This window comes from Kitasatospora sp. NPDC048407, assembly GCF_043200475.1.
GTDB lineage: Bacteria > Actinomycetota > Actinomycetes > Streptomycetales > Streptomycetaceae > Kitasatospora.
On record NZ_JBICXW010000014.1, the window covers coordinates 77704 to 92585 of the forward strand.

Consider the following 14882-nt stretch of genomic DNA (forward strand, 5'->3'; position numbering starts at 1 on the left):
ACGGGTACTCACCCGGGGCTGAGATGTGTGGAGGGCGGGCATGGGGCCGCCCGGGGAGGTTGTTCCCTCGCCCGGGCGGAACTCAGCTGTCGCTGAGGTGAGTTACTTGCTGTCGGCCTCGATCGGGATGACCTGCGCCGGAGCGGCGGCGGCCGGGGCAGCGGCCTTGGCGGCCTCGCCGTTCTCAGCCGCCGGGGACATCGCCGTGAGCAGCTGGCGGGCCAGGCCGAGGCCGGTCCCGCCCATGGTGAGCGCCTTGGCGAACATCTCGGACATGCCCTCGGCGCCGTTCAGCAGCACCATGTGCTCGACGTTGCCGAACGCGTCCGCGCCGGCCCGGACGATGGCCGGCCAGTTCTCGGCGAGCTGCTGGGCGACCACCGCCTCCTGGTTCTCGGCCAGCGCCGCGGCGCGGGCCTTGATGCCCTCGGCCTCGGCCAGGCCCTGCGCCCGGGTGGCCTCCGCCTCGGCGAGACCCTTCGCCCGGGCCGCCTCCGCCTCGGCCAGACCCTTGGCGGCCTCGGCGGCGGCCTGCGCCTCACCGGTGGCCCGGGTGGCCTCGGCCGCGGCCAGACCGCGGGCCTTGGTGGCCTCGGCCTCGGCCGCGGCGGCGACCTTGACCCGGTTCGCCTCGGCGGCGGTCTTCAGCTCGGTCTCCCGGGACAGCGCCTCGGCGGCGGAGATCCGGGCATCACGGTCGGCCTCGGCCTTGGTGCGGGTCTCGTACGCGCGGGCGTCGGCCGGCTTGCGGACATCCGCCTGCAGCTGCTGCTCCTTGCGGTGCGCCTCCAGCTCGGCGACCTTGGTCTCCTGGACCACGACCTCCTGCCGGGCGGCGGCCTGCGCGAGCGGGCCGGCCTGCAGCGCACGGGCCGCGGCGGTGTCCATCTCGGCCTGGTAACCGGCCTGCTGGATACCGGAGTTGCGGGTTGCCTCGGCCTTGCGGGCGAACGCCTCCTGCTCGGCCTCGGTGGCCCGTCGGTCCGCCTCGGCGGCGGCGATCCGGGCGTCGCGCTGGACGGCCGCGGCGTGCGGCGCGGCCAGGTTGGTGATGTACCCGGTCGGGTCCAGGATCTCCTGGATCTGCAGCGAGTCGATGATCAGACCGAGCTTCTCCATCTCGATGCCCGAGGCGGAGCGGGTCTCACCGGTGAGCCGCTCGCGGTCGCGGATCATGTCCTCGACCGTCAGCCCACCGACGATGGACCGCAGGTGGCCGGCGAACACGTTGTGCACCCGCTGGCCCATCATCTTCTGCTGGTCCAGGAAACGCCGGGCGGCGTTGGCGATCGACACCGGGTCGTCGCCCACCTTGAAGATCACAACGCCCTTGACGTGCACGGGAATTCCCTGCGACGTCACGCACTCCACGTCCAGCGCGGCCTCGTTCAGGTCCAGCGAGAGCCGGCGCACCGCCTGGACGCCCGGCACCACGAAGGTGCCCCGCCCGGTCACCACGCGGAAGCCCAGACCCTCGCCGTGCTTGGAACCCGAGATCACCAGCGCCTCGTTGGGTTCCGCCACGCGCCACATCAGCTTGAAAAGAACGATCAGCAGAACGAGGCCTGCGACGGCGCCGCCTGCGATGCCGACCAACATCGGCAATCCCCCCTTAGGAGCACACCGGTCCCGTGCTGCGCTTGGGTCGTGCAGAACTGGCGCGGAAACCGGTGGCAGCCGCATTCTCCGCCGTTCCGGATCAGGGGGGAAGGGTCTGGACCGTGGGAACTCTCACTGTCTCAAAAGTGTTGCGGCAGGTTTGTGGAGGCCGTCTGACGTGCAATCAAAAGGGCTCCACGTACACCGTGCGTGGTGGCTGATATTCGACCACCACCACCATGGTGCCCGGCTGCAGCGGCTCGCCCGGTGTGGCGCGGTACGCCAGGAACGCCTCGGTGCCCAGCCGTTCGGGCACGTGCACCATCACCTCGCCGACCAGGCCCGCGCCGATCCGCCCTGTCACCCGCCCCGTCAGTCCGATCACCTGCACGATTCTCCCACCTCGTACGGGGCGTGAACAGCTCGGGCCCACGCGGGAGTTGCCCGCCGGGGGAGGCCCGGGCGCGGGAGTGCGCCCTGGACCGGCGCCGTGACGTGCCCTACGGTGAGGAACCGAACGCAGGCGGACGACGCCTGCGCGGAACGGGAGCTCGGAGCACCGGGCTGAGAGGGCGCTGACGGTACGCGGGCCCGCGTACCACCTGCTGCGCCGACCGCAGGAACCTGACCGGGTAATGCCGGCGTAGGGAGTTGAAGGTCCGATGACCGCATTTTCCGAGTACCCGTCTGCCCGCGAGTCGGCCGCCACCGGGTACCCCACCCCCGCCTGGCGCAAGGCCTACCGCCAAGGCAGCCGCCCCGACCTGCGGGTCCCCTACCGCGAGGTCCACCTCACCGACGGTCGCACCGTCCCGCTGTACGACACCTCCGGCCCGTACACCGACCCCGACCTGCCCACCGACGTCCGCCGCGGACTGCCCGCCCTGCGCGACGGATGGATCCGGCAGCGCGGCGACGTCGAGGAGTACCAGGGCCGCGAGGCCCGCCCCGAGGACGACGGCATCAAGCACACCGCGCCGCGCGGCGGCGACCTGCGCAACCTGGACGCCGTCTTCCCCGGCCGCCCACGCCGCCCGCTGCGCGCCAGGGACGGCGAAGCCGTCACTCAACTCGCGTACGCCAAGCGCGGGTTGATCACCCCCGAGATGGAGTTCGTGGCGCTCCGGGAAGGCCTCGAACCGGAGTTCGTCCGCGAGCAGGTGGCCCGCGGACGCGCCGTCATCCCGGTCAACGTGAACCACCCCGAGAGCGAACCGGCCATCATCGGCACCGACTTCCTGGTGAAGATCAACGCCAACATCGGGAACTCCGCCGTCACCTCCTCCATCGAGGAGGAGGTGGAGAAGATGACCTGGGCCACCCGCTGGGGCGCCGACACCGTCATGGACCTCTCCACCGGCCGCAACATCCACACCACCCGCGAGTGGATCCTGCGCAACTCCCCCGTCCCGATCGGCACCGTCCCGCTCTACCAGGCACTGGAGAAGGTCGACGGCCGGGCCGAGGAACTCAGCTGGGAGGTCTACCGGGACACCGTCCTCGAACAGTGCGAGCAGGGCGTCGACTACATGACCGTGCACGCCGGCGTCCTGCTCCGGTACGTGCCGCTCGCCGCCCGCCGCAAGACCGGCATCGTCTCGCGCGGCGGCTCCATCATGGCCGCCTGGTGCCTGGCCCACCACCAGGAGAACTTCCTCTACACGCACTTCGAGGAACTCTGCGACCTGCTGCGCGCCTACGACGTCACCTTCTCGCTCGGTGACGGCCTGCGGCCCGGCTCCATCGCCGACGCCAACGACGAGGCCCAGTTCGCCGAACTCACCACCCTCGGCGAGCTCGGCCGGATCGCCCGCGCCAAGGACGTCCAGGTGATGATCGAAGGCCCCGGACACGTCCCGATGCACAAGATCCGCGAGAACATGGACCTGCAGAAGGAGATCTGCGACGAGGCCCCGTTCTACACGCTCGGCCCGCTCACCACCGACGTCGCACCCGGCTACGACCACATCACCTCCGGCATCGGCGCCGCGATGATCGCCTGGTGGGGCACCGCGATGCTCTGCTACGTCACCCCCAAGGAACACCTCGGCCTGCCCAACCGCGACGACGTCAAGACCGGCGTCATCACCTACAAGATCGCCGCCCACGCCGCCGACCTCGCCAAGGGCCACCCCGGCGCCCAGGCCTGGGACGACGCCCTCTCCGACGCCCGCTTCGAATTCCGCTGGGAGGACCAGTTCAACCTGGCCCTCGACCCCGAGACCGCCCGCGAATTCCACGATGAGACCCTCCCCGCCGAGCCCGCCAAAACCGCGCACTTCTGCTCCATGTGCGGCCCGAAGTTCTGCTCGATGAAGATCAGCAAAACCATCAATGAGAAGTTCGGCGGCGGCGAGGCCTCGCGGGAGTACGACGAGGCCGCCGTCGAGGGCATGAAGGCCATGTCCGAGGAGTTCGCGGCCCAGGGCAACCGGGTCTACCTCCCCCTGGCCGACTGACGGCCGACACAGAACGGCGCCGCGCCGGGAGGCAGGAAGGGGTCTCCCGGCGCGGCGCTTTGCCTGTTGGCGGGACTTCTCAGGCGATGCCGTGCCCGTAGCGGGGGGTGGAGATCACCGGGACAGTCAGTCGGTGAAACATATCGACGTCCCGTCGGATACGGCATCCGATGCGATAGGCAGTGCTGGAGTCGGCGGGTGCACTGACCTTGCGACCGCTTCGAGGTCCATATTCGTCAGTGTGACGCAAACTTTTCGGAACCTACCTGCCCAACCAGCTCCGTCTGACATGCTGAGGGTCCATCGAGAGGGGCCGTCGCGATGCAGTGGAAGATCCACGGGGAACGTCCGATCTACGAGAACCCATGGGTGAACCTGTGGCTGGCTGATGTCGAGCAGCCCGACGGGCACCGGTGGGAACACCACGTGGTCAAGCTGCGGCACCTCGCGGTCGCCGCTTTGGTGAACGCTGAGAAGCAGGTGTTGATGATGTGGCGGCACCGCTTCATCACTGATTCGTGGGCCTGGGAGCTGCCCATGGGCCTGATCGAATCCGACGAGACACCCGCCGAGGCCGCCGCGCGTGAGGTGCTTGAGGAGACCGGCTGGAAGACCGGGGAGATCAAGCCGCTCATCTACGCCCAACCGGCGAACGGCATCACGGACTCCGAGCACTTCGTCTTCCGAGCCGACGCGGTCGAGTACGTGGGGCCGCCGACCGAGCGCAACGAGTCGGACCGCATCGAGTGGATTCCGCTGGCCGACCTGCGCGGCATGATCGACCGCCGCGAGATCGTCAGCAGCGGCACGCTGGTCGGCGTGCTCTACCTGCTGCTGGATGAGGCCGGCCTCTGACGTCACCGAGTCGCCAACGCGCCGATCCTGCGAACCAGCCCCGAGGTAATTGGCGCGCTCTGGTACGGGTGCAGTAGTTCGCTGAATTCCCGGAGGTGGGCGAGCACCCTGGGCGACTCCACAGCCGCCGCGAGATTGAGTGCCTCCGTTGCCGTCGCGCAAGCTAACTCGACTTCATGACGCTGGAGTTGAGTGCGGGCGAGCCAGAATGAGTGGAAGGCGCGCCCCCGGTGGTTGGTTGCTGCCTCCCCCTGTAGGGCCTCGGCGATGAGTGGTTCGGCGGCCTCGGCGTCGCCCAACTGCCCGAGGGCGATGCCGGTGTCAACGGTCAGTTTGGTGCGGTCGAAGTACTGGACCCACGCCGGATCGTCGTCCGTCGGGTCGATCCGCTCGAACTGGCGCAGTGCCTCGTTGATCGCACGGTGCGTTGCCTCCTGGTCGTGCTCGGTGGCGTGGCCGAACGCCTCGCGCATGGACAGCATCGCCATCAACCTGGGAGTGCCACCGGAGAGGCGGGCGCTGTCCTGGGCAGCCCGAGCGAGCGTGATGGCCTCCCTCGCCTGGTCCTGGTAGGTCGCCTGGAGGCTGAGGCAGGCCAGGACGTTGGCGACGAACGGGCGGTCGTCGATCTCGCGCGCCAGGCGGAGTGCCTCGACGAAGTACCCCCGAGCGGTGCTGTACTGCCGTGCGTCGAAGTAGGTCCAGCCGGTCAGTCGTGCGAGTTCGGCTGCGATGCCGTGGAGGCTTCGCCGGAAGTTGGGTTCGGCGGTGTCGTGCAGTATGCCTTTTACGTGCCTGAGTTGGCCGATCACCGCTGGCCGGAGGGCTTCGCCGCCGTGCTCGTCGTCGCGTCGCCAATAGTCCTCGATCGACGCTTGCAGTGAGCGCAGGACGGTGGGCGTGACTCTGGTACCGGCTGCGATGGCGAGGATCTCGTCCAACCCGGTGCTGGGCGGCGGGGATTCCGAGGGTAAGGAGTCTGCTGCCTGCCGGGGGATCGGGGCCGGTTGGCCCGCGGGGGGAGCCGCGGGGAGTTCCCAGCTCCGAGCGGCGAGGCCGAGCAGGTGCCCCGGAATCATCAGGCCGTCTGCGATGCGCTCGATCACGGTGATGTTGGTGATCTTCGGCTTGCCGTTCATGACCTCGCCCACCCTGCTGGGCGTCAGCTCGCATGCCCGCGCGATGCGTGAGGCATGGAACCCGCCTTTGCGCTTGGCGAGTTGGAAGATCAGCGCGAAGTCTCGCGCGGCACAGGCCGCGACCATCTCAGGATCGGCAAGTAGTCGGCTTGGCAGCCCTGGTGACGCCGTGGAGTCGGTCATGTCCGGCACCCCCACCACCGGGTTGATCATCGCTCAGTGTCACGTGGGATAACAGACCGCGAGTCTACCCATGGTGGGTACACACGCTGGCCTTAATCGGGAACGGGCTGCCCGGCAATCCTGTGAGTCCACCGGGAAAGCCCGGGGCACTCGACCAGTAGGAAGGCGGCCCGTGCGCATGAGCCTCACCGACACTGCCGTGTTCCCCACCCCTCAGGGCTGGGATGTCGAGCCCGATCCTGCCGCTGTCCCGCACGCTCGTCACTTGATCAGGAAGATCGCCGAGTCCTGGCAAGTCCCGCTGTCGGACGGCGCGTTGCGGGACGTCGAGCTGTGCGCGGACGAGCTGCTGACGAACGCCATCGAGCACACCAAGGCTCGATGCCGGGTGACCGTCAGGTGGACCGGTGAACGCCTGCGGGTGGAGGTCGAGGATTCGGGCTTGCGTCTCCCCGGCCGAGAGGCCGCCGAGGACACGGTCACCGGTGGCCGTGGGCTCCTCTTGGTTGCGGGGCTCGCGCACTCCTGGGACTGGTACCCGGCCGGGATCGGCAAAGTCGTGTGGTTCGAGGTCGCGGCCGACCAGTTGGTGACGGGGGACAGGCGTCTCGCGGTCCTCGTCAACGCCGCCCAGGTCCGCGCCACGCCGCTCGTCCGAACCTGATCGTTCCGCCCTGGTGGCTGCTGCCACCTCCCAATTCTCCCGCCGGAACCCCGGCGGGACTGTCCCAACAGAGAGGAACACGTCATGGTGCAGGACACCCCGGCGGCCCCGGCCGCTGAGGGCGGCCTCGTGGTCGCCGCTCGGAAGATCACCGCTGCGCGGGCCCGTACCGAGCAGCCGTCCGACGTCAGCAGCGGCCGTTCCGACGGCAACGACTGATAAGGCCGCCCACGATGCGTGACGCTGCTTCGTGGGCGGCGCGTCTGGGCGGGGACACGTTCCTCGCCCAGACGCTCAACCGCTCCTACGCCGTCTTCCCCGGGGAGGCCGCCGACATCGCCGGCCTCCTGTCCTGGGACGACCTGAACAACATCCTCGCCACCCAGCGGTTGGAGCCCCCGCGACTCCGACTGTCCATGGACGGCGAGATGCTGCCCCTGCACCGGTACGCGCTCCCGGTCACCACCCGGCGCTCCGTGACCTGGCACCGCATCCAACCGGCCGAGCTGCACGCCCGGTTGGCCGAAGGCGCCTCGCTCGTCCTCGACTCGATCGAGAAGATCCACCCCCCGATCGGGACCGCCGCCGAGGCCCTGGAACGGTTCCTCGGCACGCTGGTGCAGGTCAACGCCTACGCCTCGTGGACCGAACGGGAAGGCTTCGGTACCCATTGGGACGACCACGACGTGGTGGTGGTCCAGATGTACGGGGCCAAGCGGTGGAAGCTGTACGGGCCGACTCGGACCGCGCCGACCTTCCGGGACGTGGAGTCCCCGGAGCCACCGGAGGGAGATCCGGTCGTTGACCTCGTTCTGCACCCCGGTGACGTCCTCTACCTGCCCCGTGGTTGGTGGCATGCGGTCACGGCAGATCAGGGAACGGCTTCGCTGCACCTCACCTTCGGCTTGGTGACCCATACGGGGGCGGACCTGCTGACCTGGGTGGTGGATCAGCTGCGGTCCCGTCTTGCGCTGCGGCTCGATGTTCCCCGGTTCGCCTCGCCGGGTGAGCAGGCGGCCTTCGTGGACTGCCTGCGCTCGGAGATGCTGGCCGAACTGACCGATCCAGGGCTGGTGAGCCGGTGGGCTGAGTCGGTGGACACCACCCACTACGGTCGCGCGGCCACCTCGTTGCCGTACGTCGAGGGTGTGCCGGACCGCGCCGACGTGATGGTTCGGCTGACGCTCCCCGCGCGAAGCTCACTGAGAACGTCGCCCAGGGCACGGTCACGCTCGCGGCAGCCGGAACCGCGTGGGACTTTGCCGGGCAGGCGGCTCCGATGCTCCGTGCCCTGCTGAGCGGCAAGCCCGCCGCGCTCGGCGTCCTGGCGGAGGCGGCGGGCTTGGAGGTCAAGGACGTGGCTTCGACTCTCTCGGTCCTCATCGAGGGCCAGGCCGCCTCAGTCGTCTGGGCGGCGCTGTGACGGCGGCGCTCGGGCTGGGCACGTACCGGGTTCGCACTGGTCGCCAGGCGGCGCACACTGCCCTCGGGGCCGGAGCGCTGTGGGTCGATACGGCTCCCAACTACGGCCACGGACAGGCCCATCTCGATCTCGCCCCCGTGCTCGCCGAGTACCCGGATGCTCTGGTGGCGACCAAGACCGGGTTCCACAACGGAGCCCAGCGGCGTGCCGCTGTCGAGGCTGGCCAACTGACCGAGGCAACAGCCGTCCACGGACACAGCCTCTTCCCGGCCTTCGTGAGGTGGCAGACGGAGGACTCCCTCCGTACGCTCGGGCGGGCGGACATCGTGTTCGTCCACAATCCGGAGCACGCCGTGCGCCGACTCGGGAAGGGCGCGGCTCTTCGCCAACTGAGGCAGTGTTTCGTCGAGTTGGAGTACATCGCTGACAGCGGGCGCATCGGTGGTTACGGGGTAGCGACCTGGTCGGGGCTGAACGACGGCACGTTCTCGGTCCCTGGGCTGCTGGCGCTCGCCCAGGAAGCGGCCGGATCGCCGCACCACCACTTCAACGCCATCCAACTGCCGGTCAGTCTCGTCATGGCTGACCCGATCGCGGAAGCGCTCGACGGCGCCGGGCCGCTGGCAGAGGCCCACGCGGCCGGGGTGACCACCTTCGGGTCCGCCCCGCTGCACGGCGGGGAACTGCCTGCGCTGATGACCCCCGAACTGGTGAACCTCATCAGGCCGGGCCTGACTGCCCCGGCCGCTGCCGTGCTCGTCGCCGCGTCCTGCCCCGGCCTGGATGTGGTGCTCCTCTCGGCGAGCACAGCTGCGCACTGGGACGATGCGGCCAAGGCGCTGGCAGAGCCGCTGCCCGTTGACCGAGTCAGGAGCGTGATCGATGCACTCGCCACCGGATGAGGAGACCAGAGTCCGGATGGAGGCCGTACACAAGACGGCGGCCAAGTACCTCGGGCTGACCTGTACCGGCGGTCCGGTCTGGGGGTTCCAGGGATGCACGCTCAGCCGGCAGGCCGGAGACCGCTGGCTCCGGGTCTCGGCCACGGCAGCAGCGAACTTCGGGCGGAAGGAGGGGGAGGGCATTGTCGGGGCCTCGGTGCGCGTGCCGGACGACGTGCCGCGACCGAAGCTGCACGACGTGCTCGACTGGACGGAGGGCAGTTACGCATACGCGGCCGACGTCCTCGACTTCATCCCGCACCCGGTGGTCTCGCCCCACCGCCCGGACCTGGACCAGGACCCCGGCCTGTCCGACGAGTGGTGGAGCACTCTGCGTCGTGCTCTCGCGCGACTGGGCCAGGCGACCGGGGTACGGACGACGATCCGGGACAGCTGGATCGAGAAGGCGTTCCCGCAGTTCCTCGGGATTCCCGGTCCGGGGAAGGTGGAGCGGACCACCGGCCACGGTGACCTGCACTGGGGCAACATCACGGCCCCGCTGGTGATCCTCGACTGGGAGCGGTGGGGCCTGGTCCCGGTCGGCTACGACGCCGGTCTCCTGCACGCCAACAGCCTGCTGGTCCCGGACGTGGCTGCCCGGGTCCGAGCCGAGTTTGCCCCGGTGCTCGACACTCCCGTCGGCCGCATCGGCGAACTCGCAGCCCTGGCCGAGATGCTGCAAGCAGTAGCTCGCGGTTGGTACCCCGAACTGGCGCCACACCTCGGGGCCCGAGCCACCGAACTCACGGGCGTGAAGCCCCCGGCGCCCATCACGTCCGAGATCTTGGCCTGAGAGCCAAGCCTGTAGTGCCCCTGCACCCTGCTGGTGCTGGGGCACTCGGCGCTTCCGAGCACCACACCGCCCGCGTGGGGCCGTCCATAGCGGAGTGCGAGACAGGAGCGGCGGGCGGCAACGCGGCGGCGCGCGGCTCCGCGTTCCGGGAGCGCCTCGGCGGCCCGTGCGACCCGTCGGAGCCGGCCACGGGCAAATCTTCCGATCGACCTGTAAGAAGGGCGGGCCGAATCGCACAGACAGGGCATCAAATGCCTAACTGGGGAGCGCGGGTGAGCGGTGATGCGGAGGAGTTCCGTGCGCTGTACACGGCCCACTACGTGGCGGTGCTGCGGTATGCCTGGCGAAGGGTCGGAGCCGAAGCCGCCCCCGACATAGCCGGTGAGGTGTTCGCCGCCGTATGGCAAGGGTTCGACCGAGTGCCCCGGGGCCGGCCGTTGCCCTGGTTGTACGCGATCGCCCGCAACATGGTGGCCGGCCATCACCGCGCCCGGGCGCGCGCCGACCACTTGCACGCCCTGGCCACCGCCGCCGATGACCTGTCGGCGCGTGACGTGGGGGTCCAGGTTTCCGAACAGGACGCGGTCCGCCGGGGTTGGGCCGCGCTCAGCGAGAACGATCGGGAACTGCTGGCGCTGATCGGCTGGGAAGGGCTGTCCATCACCGAGGCGGCAGCCGCCCTCGGGTGCTCCCCCGCCACCTGCTCGGTGCGGCTGCACCGTGCCCGTGCGCGGCTGCGCCGCCGGCTCGCCCAGCAACCCGTTGTGAGCGACCACGACAAGGAGGACATGCCATGCGTGTGACCCGAGAGGTGCGGAGCCTCATGCGGCCGGCAGACCCGGCCGGGACCGAAGTGGACCTGGAGCGGGCCGAACGGGAGCTTCGACGCATCACGGCCCACCCCCCGCTCTTCACGGGTGTGCCCCGCAGGACCGCCCGACGGCCCCGCCGACTGGTGATCACGGCTCCGCTTCTCGCGGCCGCCGTGGTCGCGGCAGTCATCGTCGTCGGCACCGACCCCGACGAGACCGGGCGCGCACCTGTCGTCGCTCTCCACACCGGCACGACCGCCGACGCGATCGGCCTGCTGGACCGGATCTCCTACGCGGCCGCCGAGAAGCCCGACCTGTCGGTCGGGGACGGGAAGTACGTCTACGTCGAGAGCAAGGTCGCCTTCACGAGGACCAGCGGTGGACCGGGCACCGGTTCCCCGTGGGCGTGGTCGATGCAGCAGCCGCACACCCGCCGGGTCTGGTCGTCCGTCGACGGGAGCCGGCCCGGACTGCTCCGTGAGGACGTGCCGAAGAGCCTGTGGGACAAGATGCTCCACGGCGACGGCCGGCACGACCTCGCGCCGAACCCTGCGCCGAGTGTGAACGCGCCCACCTACCGCTACCTCGAATCGCTGCCGACGGATCCGACGGCCCTCCTGCAGCGCATCCACGCGGAGACCGGCGGCATGGGCACAAGCCCTGATCAGGAGGCGTTCACGGCGATCGGCGACCTGGCGAGCGAGTCCCTGCTCCCCCCGAAGCTCGCCGCCGCCCTGTACCGGGCGGCACAGCAGATCCCGGGCGTGGTGCTCGCCACGGACGTGGCGGATGCCCTCGGCCGTCACGGCGTCGCCGTAGCCCGCCTGGACCCGGTGACCGGCAGCCGGACGGAATGGATCTTCGACGAAACCACTCTGGACTTCCTCGGCGAGAGGAGCGTGCAGGTGAACCGGACCGCGGACAGCCCGGAGCCCGGCACCCTGCTGGCCACCACAGCCGTGCAGACCCGCGCCGTGGTCGACCGGGCCGGGACCACCCCGGCGGCCGAGGCCAGCTGAGGGCGAGCGCCGTCCCGTCCAACGCGGGACGGCGCTCGGCCCCGGAGCCGCGCGGTGGCCCAGCGCCCTATGCTCGGCCCGTGACGCTCTACTTCGACCCGGGGCCGCTGCTCGGCGAGGACCGCGAGGTGTTCCGCGGCCGCTGGGAGGACCGCCTCTGGCTGAACGTTCCCGGGCCCTTCTACGGAGGCGAGACCGACACCTGCCGGACGGGCCGGTTCTCCGCGCCCCAGCACGTCCTCTACGGGGGCAAGTACCTGAGCGAGTACGTCTACCGCCAGCCCCGGATCCCGGCGGAGGTCGCCCGGCTGGTCGAAGCCGCCGACTGTGACCCGTTCCTCGGCTACGGCTGCGACGGCGACGCGCACTGGACACCGGAGACGGTCCGGGAGTGGTGGCGCGACCGCGGCCGGATCTCGCAGTACCTCGCCGACCACGACTGGGACGGCATCGACTGGGCCGGGCAGGGAGTGACCGCTGCCGTTCGGGACTACGAGACCTACCTGGCCGGCAGCCTCGCGACGGACCTGCGGATCTACCTCCACTGGCTGGAGGAAGGCAGGTCTCCCGCCCCCGGCGAGCGGCTGCCCGAGCTGTAGCCGACAGCACCCCGAGGCGTGGCGTCACTTCCCGCTGTCGCCGAAGACCATGCGGTGGCCGCGGGCCGTGTCCATGTACTCGCGGACGCGGTGGATCAGGCCGTCGCGGAGTTCGAAGACCAGGCAGTAGTCGTTGGCGTAGTGGTTGCCGTTGGCGAGCGTCGCGGTCATGGTCTCCTCGACGACGACCCGGTCGCCGTCCGCGTGGAACCCGCGGAACGCGACGTCCACGTCCCGGACGAACAGGCGGCCGAAGTCCTCGGCGAGGAACCGGGCGATCGCCGCCCTGCCGATCATGTGGCTGGGGCAGTCGAGTGCGACGGCCGTCGCGTTCCCGGCCGGCGCCAGCCACTCGGCGTCCTCGGTGAAGACGGCGGAGATCTGCTGCGCGTCGTGGCTGGCGAACGCCTTCCACGCGTGCTGAACGATGTCGCGGTTACGTTGAGACATGACCGCGAGGCTAGGCGGCCGCGCGGCGCGCGACCGGCGGATTTCGGACGTGGTCACCCGGCGGGCAGGGCCGGTGTCTCGCTGCCCAACTGCCCTGCCATCATGGGCGGATGCTGCGCACCGAAGCGGACCTGATCGCTCTTCTCCGCCGGCTGGACGCCCCGGAGTCGCCGGAGTTCCCGCCCGGCTACGACCACAGGGCGACCAGGGCGCTCTTCGACCGCCTGGTGGAGCGGCTGGAAGCCGACTTCGCCACCCCGTGCTGGGCCGACCGGCACGTGCAGGACGCCAGTCTGCACGGAAGGGTGGAGATACCGGCGAGTGCGACCAAGCTCGGCGAGCAGATCGTCGTCTCGGTGAGCAACTTCGGATCGATGGCGGTGATCGCTGCCGAGAACCCCGGCGTCCACACCGACACCGCCGAGGCAGTCGAGGAGGGAGCGCTCGCCCCCGCCGACCTGGAAGCGGTCGAACGGGCGCTCACCGAACTCGGTTACGTCGTACTCCCGGAGGAACTGCTCACGCGACCGTACGACGGGGTGAACGAGGGATTCGCTTCGTACTACGGGGACGGTCTCCCCTGTGAGTGGTGGATCCGCTACTTCGACTACCTCTGACCGTGCTCGGCGGCCCGGGGACTCGTCGGCCGTCGCAGGGCCGACCGGCCGGTAGCGTGGTGACGGCTCGCGATGCGCACTCCTGGAGGACAGATGAACCCCGACCATCTCGCCTTGATCGATGAGTTCCGCAGGTCGGCGCCGTCCAACTTCAAGATCGAGTTCTCGGGTGACGTCATCATCATGCAGGCGTCACCCTCTGCGATCCACGAGCGGAACCTCGCCGTCGTCCGCCGCCAGTTCGAGGCACACGCGCCGGTCGGGTACCTCTCCACCGGGAACATGGACCTGGTGTCGCCCCAGGTGACCAAGCTGCGGAACCCGGACCTGACGTACCTTCCGGAGGCCGCCATGGCCACCACGGCGAACCAGGTTCCGGCCGACCTCGCCCTCATCGCGGTGGAGATCGTCTCGCCGTCGAACCCGGAGAACGACTGGGTCGGGAAACTCCGCGACTATCCGCTGATGCAGATTCCGATGTACCTGCTGGTGGACGCCTCACAGAAGACTGTCACCCTCTTCCGCGAACCCGAGGCCGGCCGCTACCGGATGCGGGAGGACGCCGCCTTCGGCGAAACCGTCCACATTCCCACACCCTTCGGTTTCACCCTCGACACCACCGTCCTGCTGCCGTACTGAGGCCCGTTGCACCCCATGGTGTTATCTGCATTCTGCAGACATCCGAACTAGAATGCAGGCATGACAGCCCTCACGATCCGGGATGTCCCGGACGACCAGATCCAGACCCTGAAGGTTCGTGCGGCCCAGGCCGGGAAGTCGCTCCAGGCCTACATGCAGGAGCTGATCGCCCGAGAGGCGTCCAAGCCGACCATGGCCGAGATGATGGAGCGCCTGAACCGGGAGACCACCGCCGACGTCAGCGCCGCGGATGTCCTCGCCGTGATCGATGAGGGGCGGGTCGGGCGTTGATCGTCATTGACTGCTCCGCTCTGGTCGTGGTTCTGACAGCCCACGGCCCCGATGGCGAACTTGTCCGCGGCCGGGTGGCATCAGCTGCGGAGGTATACGCGCCGACCCTGCTGGACTACGAGATCCAGTCGGCCCTGCTCGGCATGCAGCGAGGCGGCAAGCTGACCGAGAGGGAGACGGAGAGGGCTGTTGCCGCGTACCGGATGCTTCCTCTCGTCAAGCGGGAGACGCTGCCCTTCTGGGACCGGGTGAGGAAGCTGCACGCCAACCTCAGCGCCTACGACTCGCAATACGTCGCCCTGGCGGAAGCCCTGGGCGTGCCCTTGATCACCTGTGACGCCAGGATCGGCCGCAGCGGTGCTGCGAAGTGCGAGATCGAGGTCTACGGCTAGGACCATC

The 14882-nt window shown here is 69.6% G+C and carries 17 protein-coding genes, 1 pseudogene and 1 riboswitch; of the genes and pseudogenes, 14 read left to right on the forward strand and 4 right to left on the reverse strand.

The features are described from left to right. Positions 1-102 precede the first annotated feature (102 nt). Positions 103-1599 (reverse strand): flotillin family protein, encoded by a 1497-nt coding sequence (locus tag ACGFWJ_RS24325; protein WP_392953079.1) that lies wholly within the window; start codon positions 1597-1599, stop codon positions 103-105. Between the two features lie 184 nt (positions 1600-1783). After that, a complete protein-coding gene (locus ACGFWJ_RS24330) occupies positions 1784-1984 on the reverse strand; it encodes a hypothetical protein (protein WP_387640186.1) in 201 nt (66 codons plus the stop codon). A 148-nt stretch (positions 1985-2132) separates the two neighbouring features. Continuing rightward, a riboswitch (TPP riboswitch) is annotated at positions 2133-2266 on the forward strand. On the opposite strand from ACGFWJ_RS24330, the gene thiC reads away from it, so the two are divergent. Together thiC and ACGFWJ_RS24340 are read left to right on the forward strand one after the other, a co-directional pair. Beyond that, positions 2262-4058: a phosphomethylpyrimidine synthase ThiC gene (gene thiC, locus ACGFWJ_RS24335; RefSeq protein WP_392953082.1), complete on the forward strand. Its 1797-nt coding sequence runs from the start codon at positions 2262-2264 to the stop codon at positions 4056-4058. Its footprint overlaps the riboswitch before it by 5 nt. A 321-nt stretch (positions 4059-4379) precedes the next feature. Continuing rightward, positions 4380-4913: an NUDIX hydrolase gene (locus ACGFWJ_RS24340; protein WP_392953084.1), complete on the forward strand. Its 534-nt coding sequence runs from the start codon at positions 4380-4382 to the stop codon at positions 4911-4913. A gap of 2 nt (positions 4914-4915) precedes the next feature. Here ACGFWJ_RS24340 and ACGFWJ_RS24345 read toward each other — a convergent pair whose 3' ends face one another. Then, a complete protein-coding gene (locus tag ACGFWJ_RS24345) occupies positions 4916-6235 on the reverse strand; it encodes a hypothetical protein (protein WP_392953313.1) in 1320 nt (439 codons plus the stop codon). Positions 6236-6413: 178 nt separating this feature from the next. On the opposite strand from ACGFWJ_RS24345, the gene ACGFWJ_RS24350 reads away from it, so the two are divergent. The 8 genes and pseudogenes from ACGFWJ_RS24350 to ACGFWJ_RS24385 all read left to right on the forward strand — a co-directional run bounded on the left by ACGFWJ_RS24350 (position 6414) and on the right by ACGFWJ_RS24385 (position 12486). Next, positions 6414-6899, forward strand: a complete 486-nt coding sequence (locus tag ACGFWJ_RS24350) for an ATP-binding protein (protein WP_392953086.1) — start codon at positions 6414-6416, stop codon at positions 6897-6899. An 84-nt stretch (positions 6900-6983) separates the two neighbouring features. Further along, the gene (locus tag ACGFWJ_RS24355) at positions 6984-7118 is read left to right on the forward strand and encodes a hypothetical protein (RefSeq protein WP_350530026.1); all 135 of its coding nucleotides are present in this window, start codon (positions 6984-6986) and stop codon (positions 7116-7118) included. Positions 7119-7132: 14 nt separating this feature from the next. Next, a pseudogene (locus ACGFWJ_RS24360) lies at positions 7133-8322 on the forward strand (cupin domain-containing protein). Next, entirely contained in the window at positions 8319-9224 is a 906-nt protein-coding gene (locus ACGFWJ_RS24365; protein WP_392953088.1) for an aldo/keto reductase, read from the forward strand. Before ACGFWJ_RS24360 ends, ACGFWJ_RS24365 begins: the two are co-directional and overlap by 4 nt. Before the next feature lie 16 nt (positions 9225-9240). After that, a complete protein-coding gene (locus tag ACGFWJ_RS24370; RefSeq protein WP_392953091.1) occupies positions 9241-10056 on the forward strand; it encodes a hypothetical protein in 816 nt (271 codons plus the stop codon). Positions 10057-10328: 272 nt separating this feature from the next. Continuing rightward, a complete protein-coding gene (locus ACGFWJ_RS24375; RefSeq protein WP_392953094.1) occupies positions 10329-10859 on the forward strand; it encodes an RNA polymerase sigma factor in 531 nt (176 codons plus the stop codon). Continuing rightward, positions 10850-11887 (forward strand): CU044_5270 family protein, encoded by a 1038-nt coding sequence (locus ACGFWJ_RS24380; RefSeq protein ID WP_392953096.1) that lies wholly within the window; start codon positions 10850-10852, stop codon positions 11885-11887. Before ACGFWJ_RS24375 ends, ACGFWJ_RS24380 begins: the two co-directional genes overlap by 10 nt. Before the next feature lie 80 nt (positions 11888-11967). Next, complete coding sequence (locus ACGFWJ_RS24385) at positions 11968-12486, forward strand: ferredoxin (RefSeq protein ID WP_392953099.1); 519 nt, start codon at positions 11968-11970, stop codon at positions 12484-12486. A gap of 24 nt (positions 12487-12510) precedes the next feature. Here ACGFWJ_RS24385 and ACGFWJ_RS24390 read toward each other — a convergent pair whose 3' ends face one another. Beyond that, entirely contained in the window at positions 12511-12936 is a 426-nt protein-coding gene (locus ACGFWJ_RS24390) for a nuclear transport factor 2 family protein (protein WP_392953102.1), read from the reverse strand. 110 nt (positions 12937-13046) lie between these two features. Between ACGFWJ_RS24390 and ACGFWJ_RS24395 the strand changes: the two genes are divergently transcribed. The 4 genes from ACGFWJ_RS24395 to ACGFWJ_RS24410 all read left to right on the forward strand — a co-directional run bounded on the left by ACGFWJ_RS24395 (position 13047) and on the right by ACGFWJ_RS24410 (position 14875). Further along, a complete protein-coding gene (locus tag ACGFWJ_RS24395; RefSeq protein WP_392953104.1) occupies positions 13047-13553 on the forward strand; it encodes a hypothetical protein in 507 nt (168 codons plus the stop codon). A gap of 93 nt (positions 13554-13646) precedes the next feature. Continuing rightward, positions 13647-14192, forward strand: coding sequence for a Uma2 family endonuclease (locus ACGFWJ_RS24400; protein ID WP_387860193.1), 546 nt, complete (start codon positions 13647-13649; stop codon positions 14190-14192). A gap of 60 nt (positions 14193-14252) precedes the next feature. Beyond that, on the forward strand, positions 14253-14483 hold the full coding sequence (locus ACGFWJ_RS24405) for an antitoxin (RefSeq protein WP_387640210.1): 231 nt from the start codon (positions 14253-14255) through the stop codon (positions 14481-14483). Next, positions 14480-14875 carry a type II toxin-antitoxin system VapC family toxin gene (locus ACGFWJ_RS24410; protein ID WP_392953108.1) on the forward strand — a complete coding sequence of 132 codons (396 nt, stop codon included), beginning with the start codon at positions 14480-14482 and terminating at the stop codon, positions 14873-14875. Before ACGFWJ_RS24405 ends, ACGFWJ_RS24410 begins: the two co-directional genes overlap by 4 nt. The last annotated feature ends 7 nt before the right edge of the window (positions 14876-14882 follow it).

Bases quoted from the DNA above. Each gene is read 5' to 3' on its own strand.
- ACGFWJ_RS24395 (WP_392953104.1), top strand. From the start codon at position 13,047: ATGCTGCGCACCGAAGCGGACCTGATCGCTCTTCTCCGCCGGCTGGAC.
- thiC (WP_392953082.1), top strand. From the start codon at position 2,262: ATGACCGCATTTTCCGAGTACCCGTCTGCCCGCGAGTCGGCCGCCACC.
- ACGFWJ_RS24345 (WP_392953313.1), bottom strand. From the start codon at position 6,235: ATGACCGACTCCACGGCGTCACCAGGGCTGCCAAGCCGACTACTTGCC.
- ACGFWJ_RS24380 (WP_392953096.1), top strand. From the start codon at position 10,850: ATGCGTGTGACCCGAGAGGTGCGGAGCCTCATGCGGCCGGCAGACCCG.
- ACGFWJ_RS24390 (WP_392953102.1), bottom strand. From the start codon at position 12,936: ATGTCTCAACGTAACCGCGACATCGTTCAGCACGCGTGGAAGGCGTTC.
- ACGFWJ_RS24325 (WP_392953079.1), bottom strand. From the start codon at position 1,599: ATGTTGGTCGGCATCGCAGGCGGCGCCGTCGCAGGCCTCGTTCTGCTG.
- ACGFWJ_RS24400 (WP_387860193.1), top strand. From the start codon at position 13,647: ATGAACCCCGACCATCTCGCCTTGATCGATGAGTTCCGCAGGTCGGCG.
- ACGFWJ_RS24370 (WP_392953091.1), top strand. From the start codon at position 9,241: ATGGAGGCCGTACACAAGACGGCGGCCAAGTACCTCGGGCTGACCTGT.
- ACGFWJ_RS24350 (WP_392953086.1), top strand. From the start codon at position 6,414: ATGAGCCTCACCGACACTGCCGTGTTCCCCACCCCTCAGGGCTGGGAT.
- ACGFWJ_RS24355 (WP_350530026.1), top strand. From the start codon at position 6,984: ATGGTGCAGGACACCCCGGCGGCCCCGGCCGCTGAGGGCGGCCTCGTG.
- ACGFWJ_RS24405 (WP_387640210.1), top strand. From the start codon at position 14,253: ATGACAGCCCTCACGATCCGGGATGTCCCGGACGACCAGATCCAGACC.
- ACGFWJ_RS24340 (WP_392953084.1), top strand. From the start codon at position 4,380: ATGCAGTGGAAGATCCACGGGGAACGTCCGATCTACGAGAACCCATGG.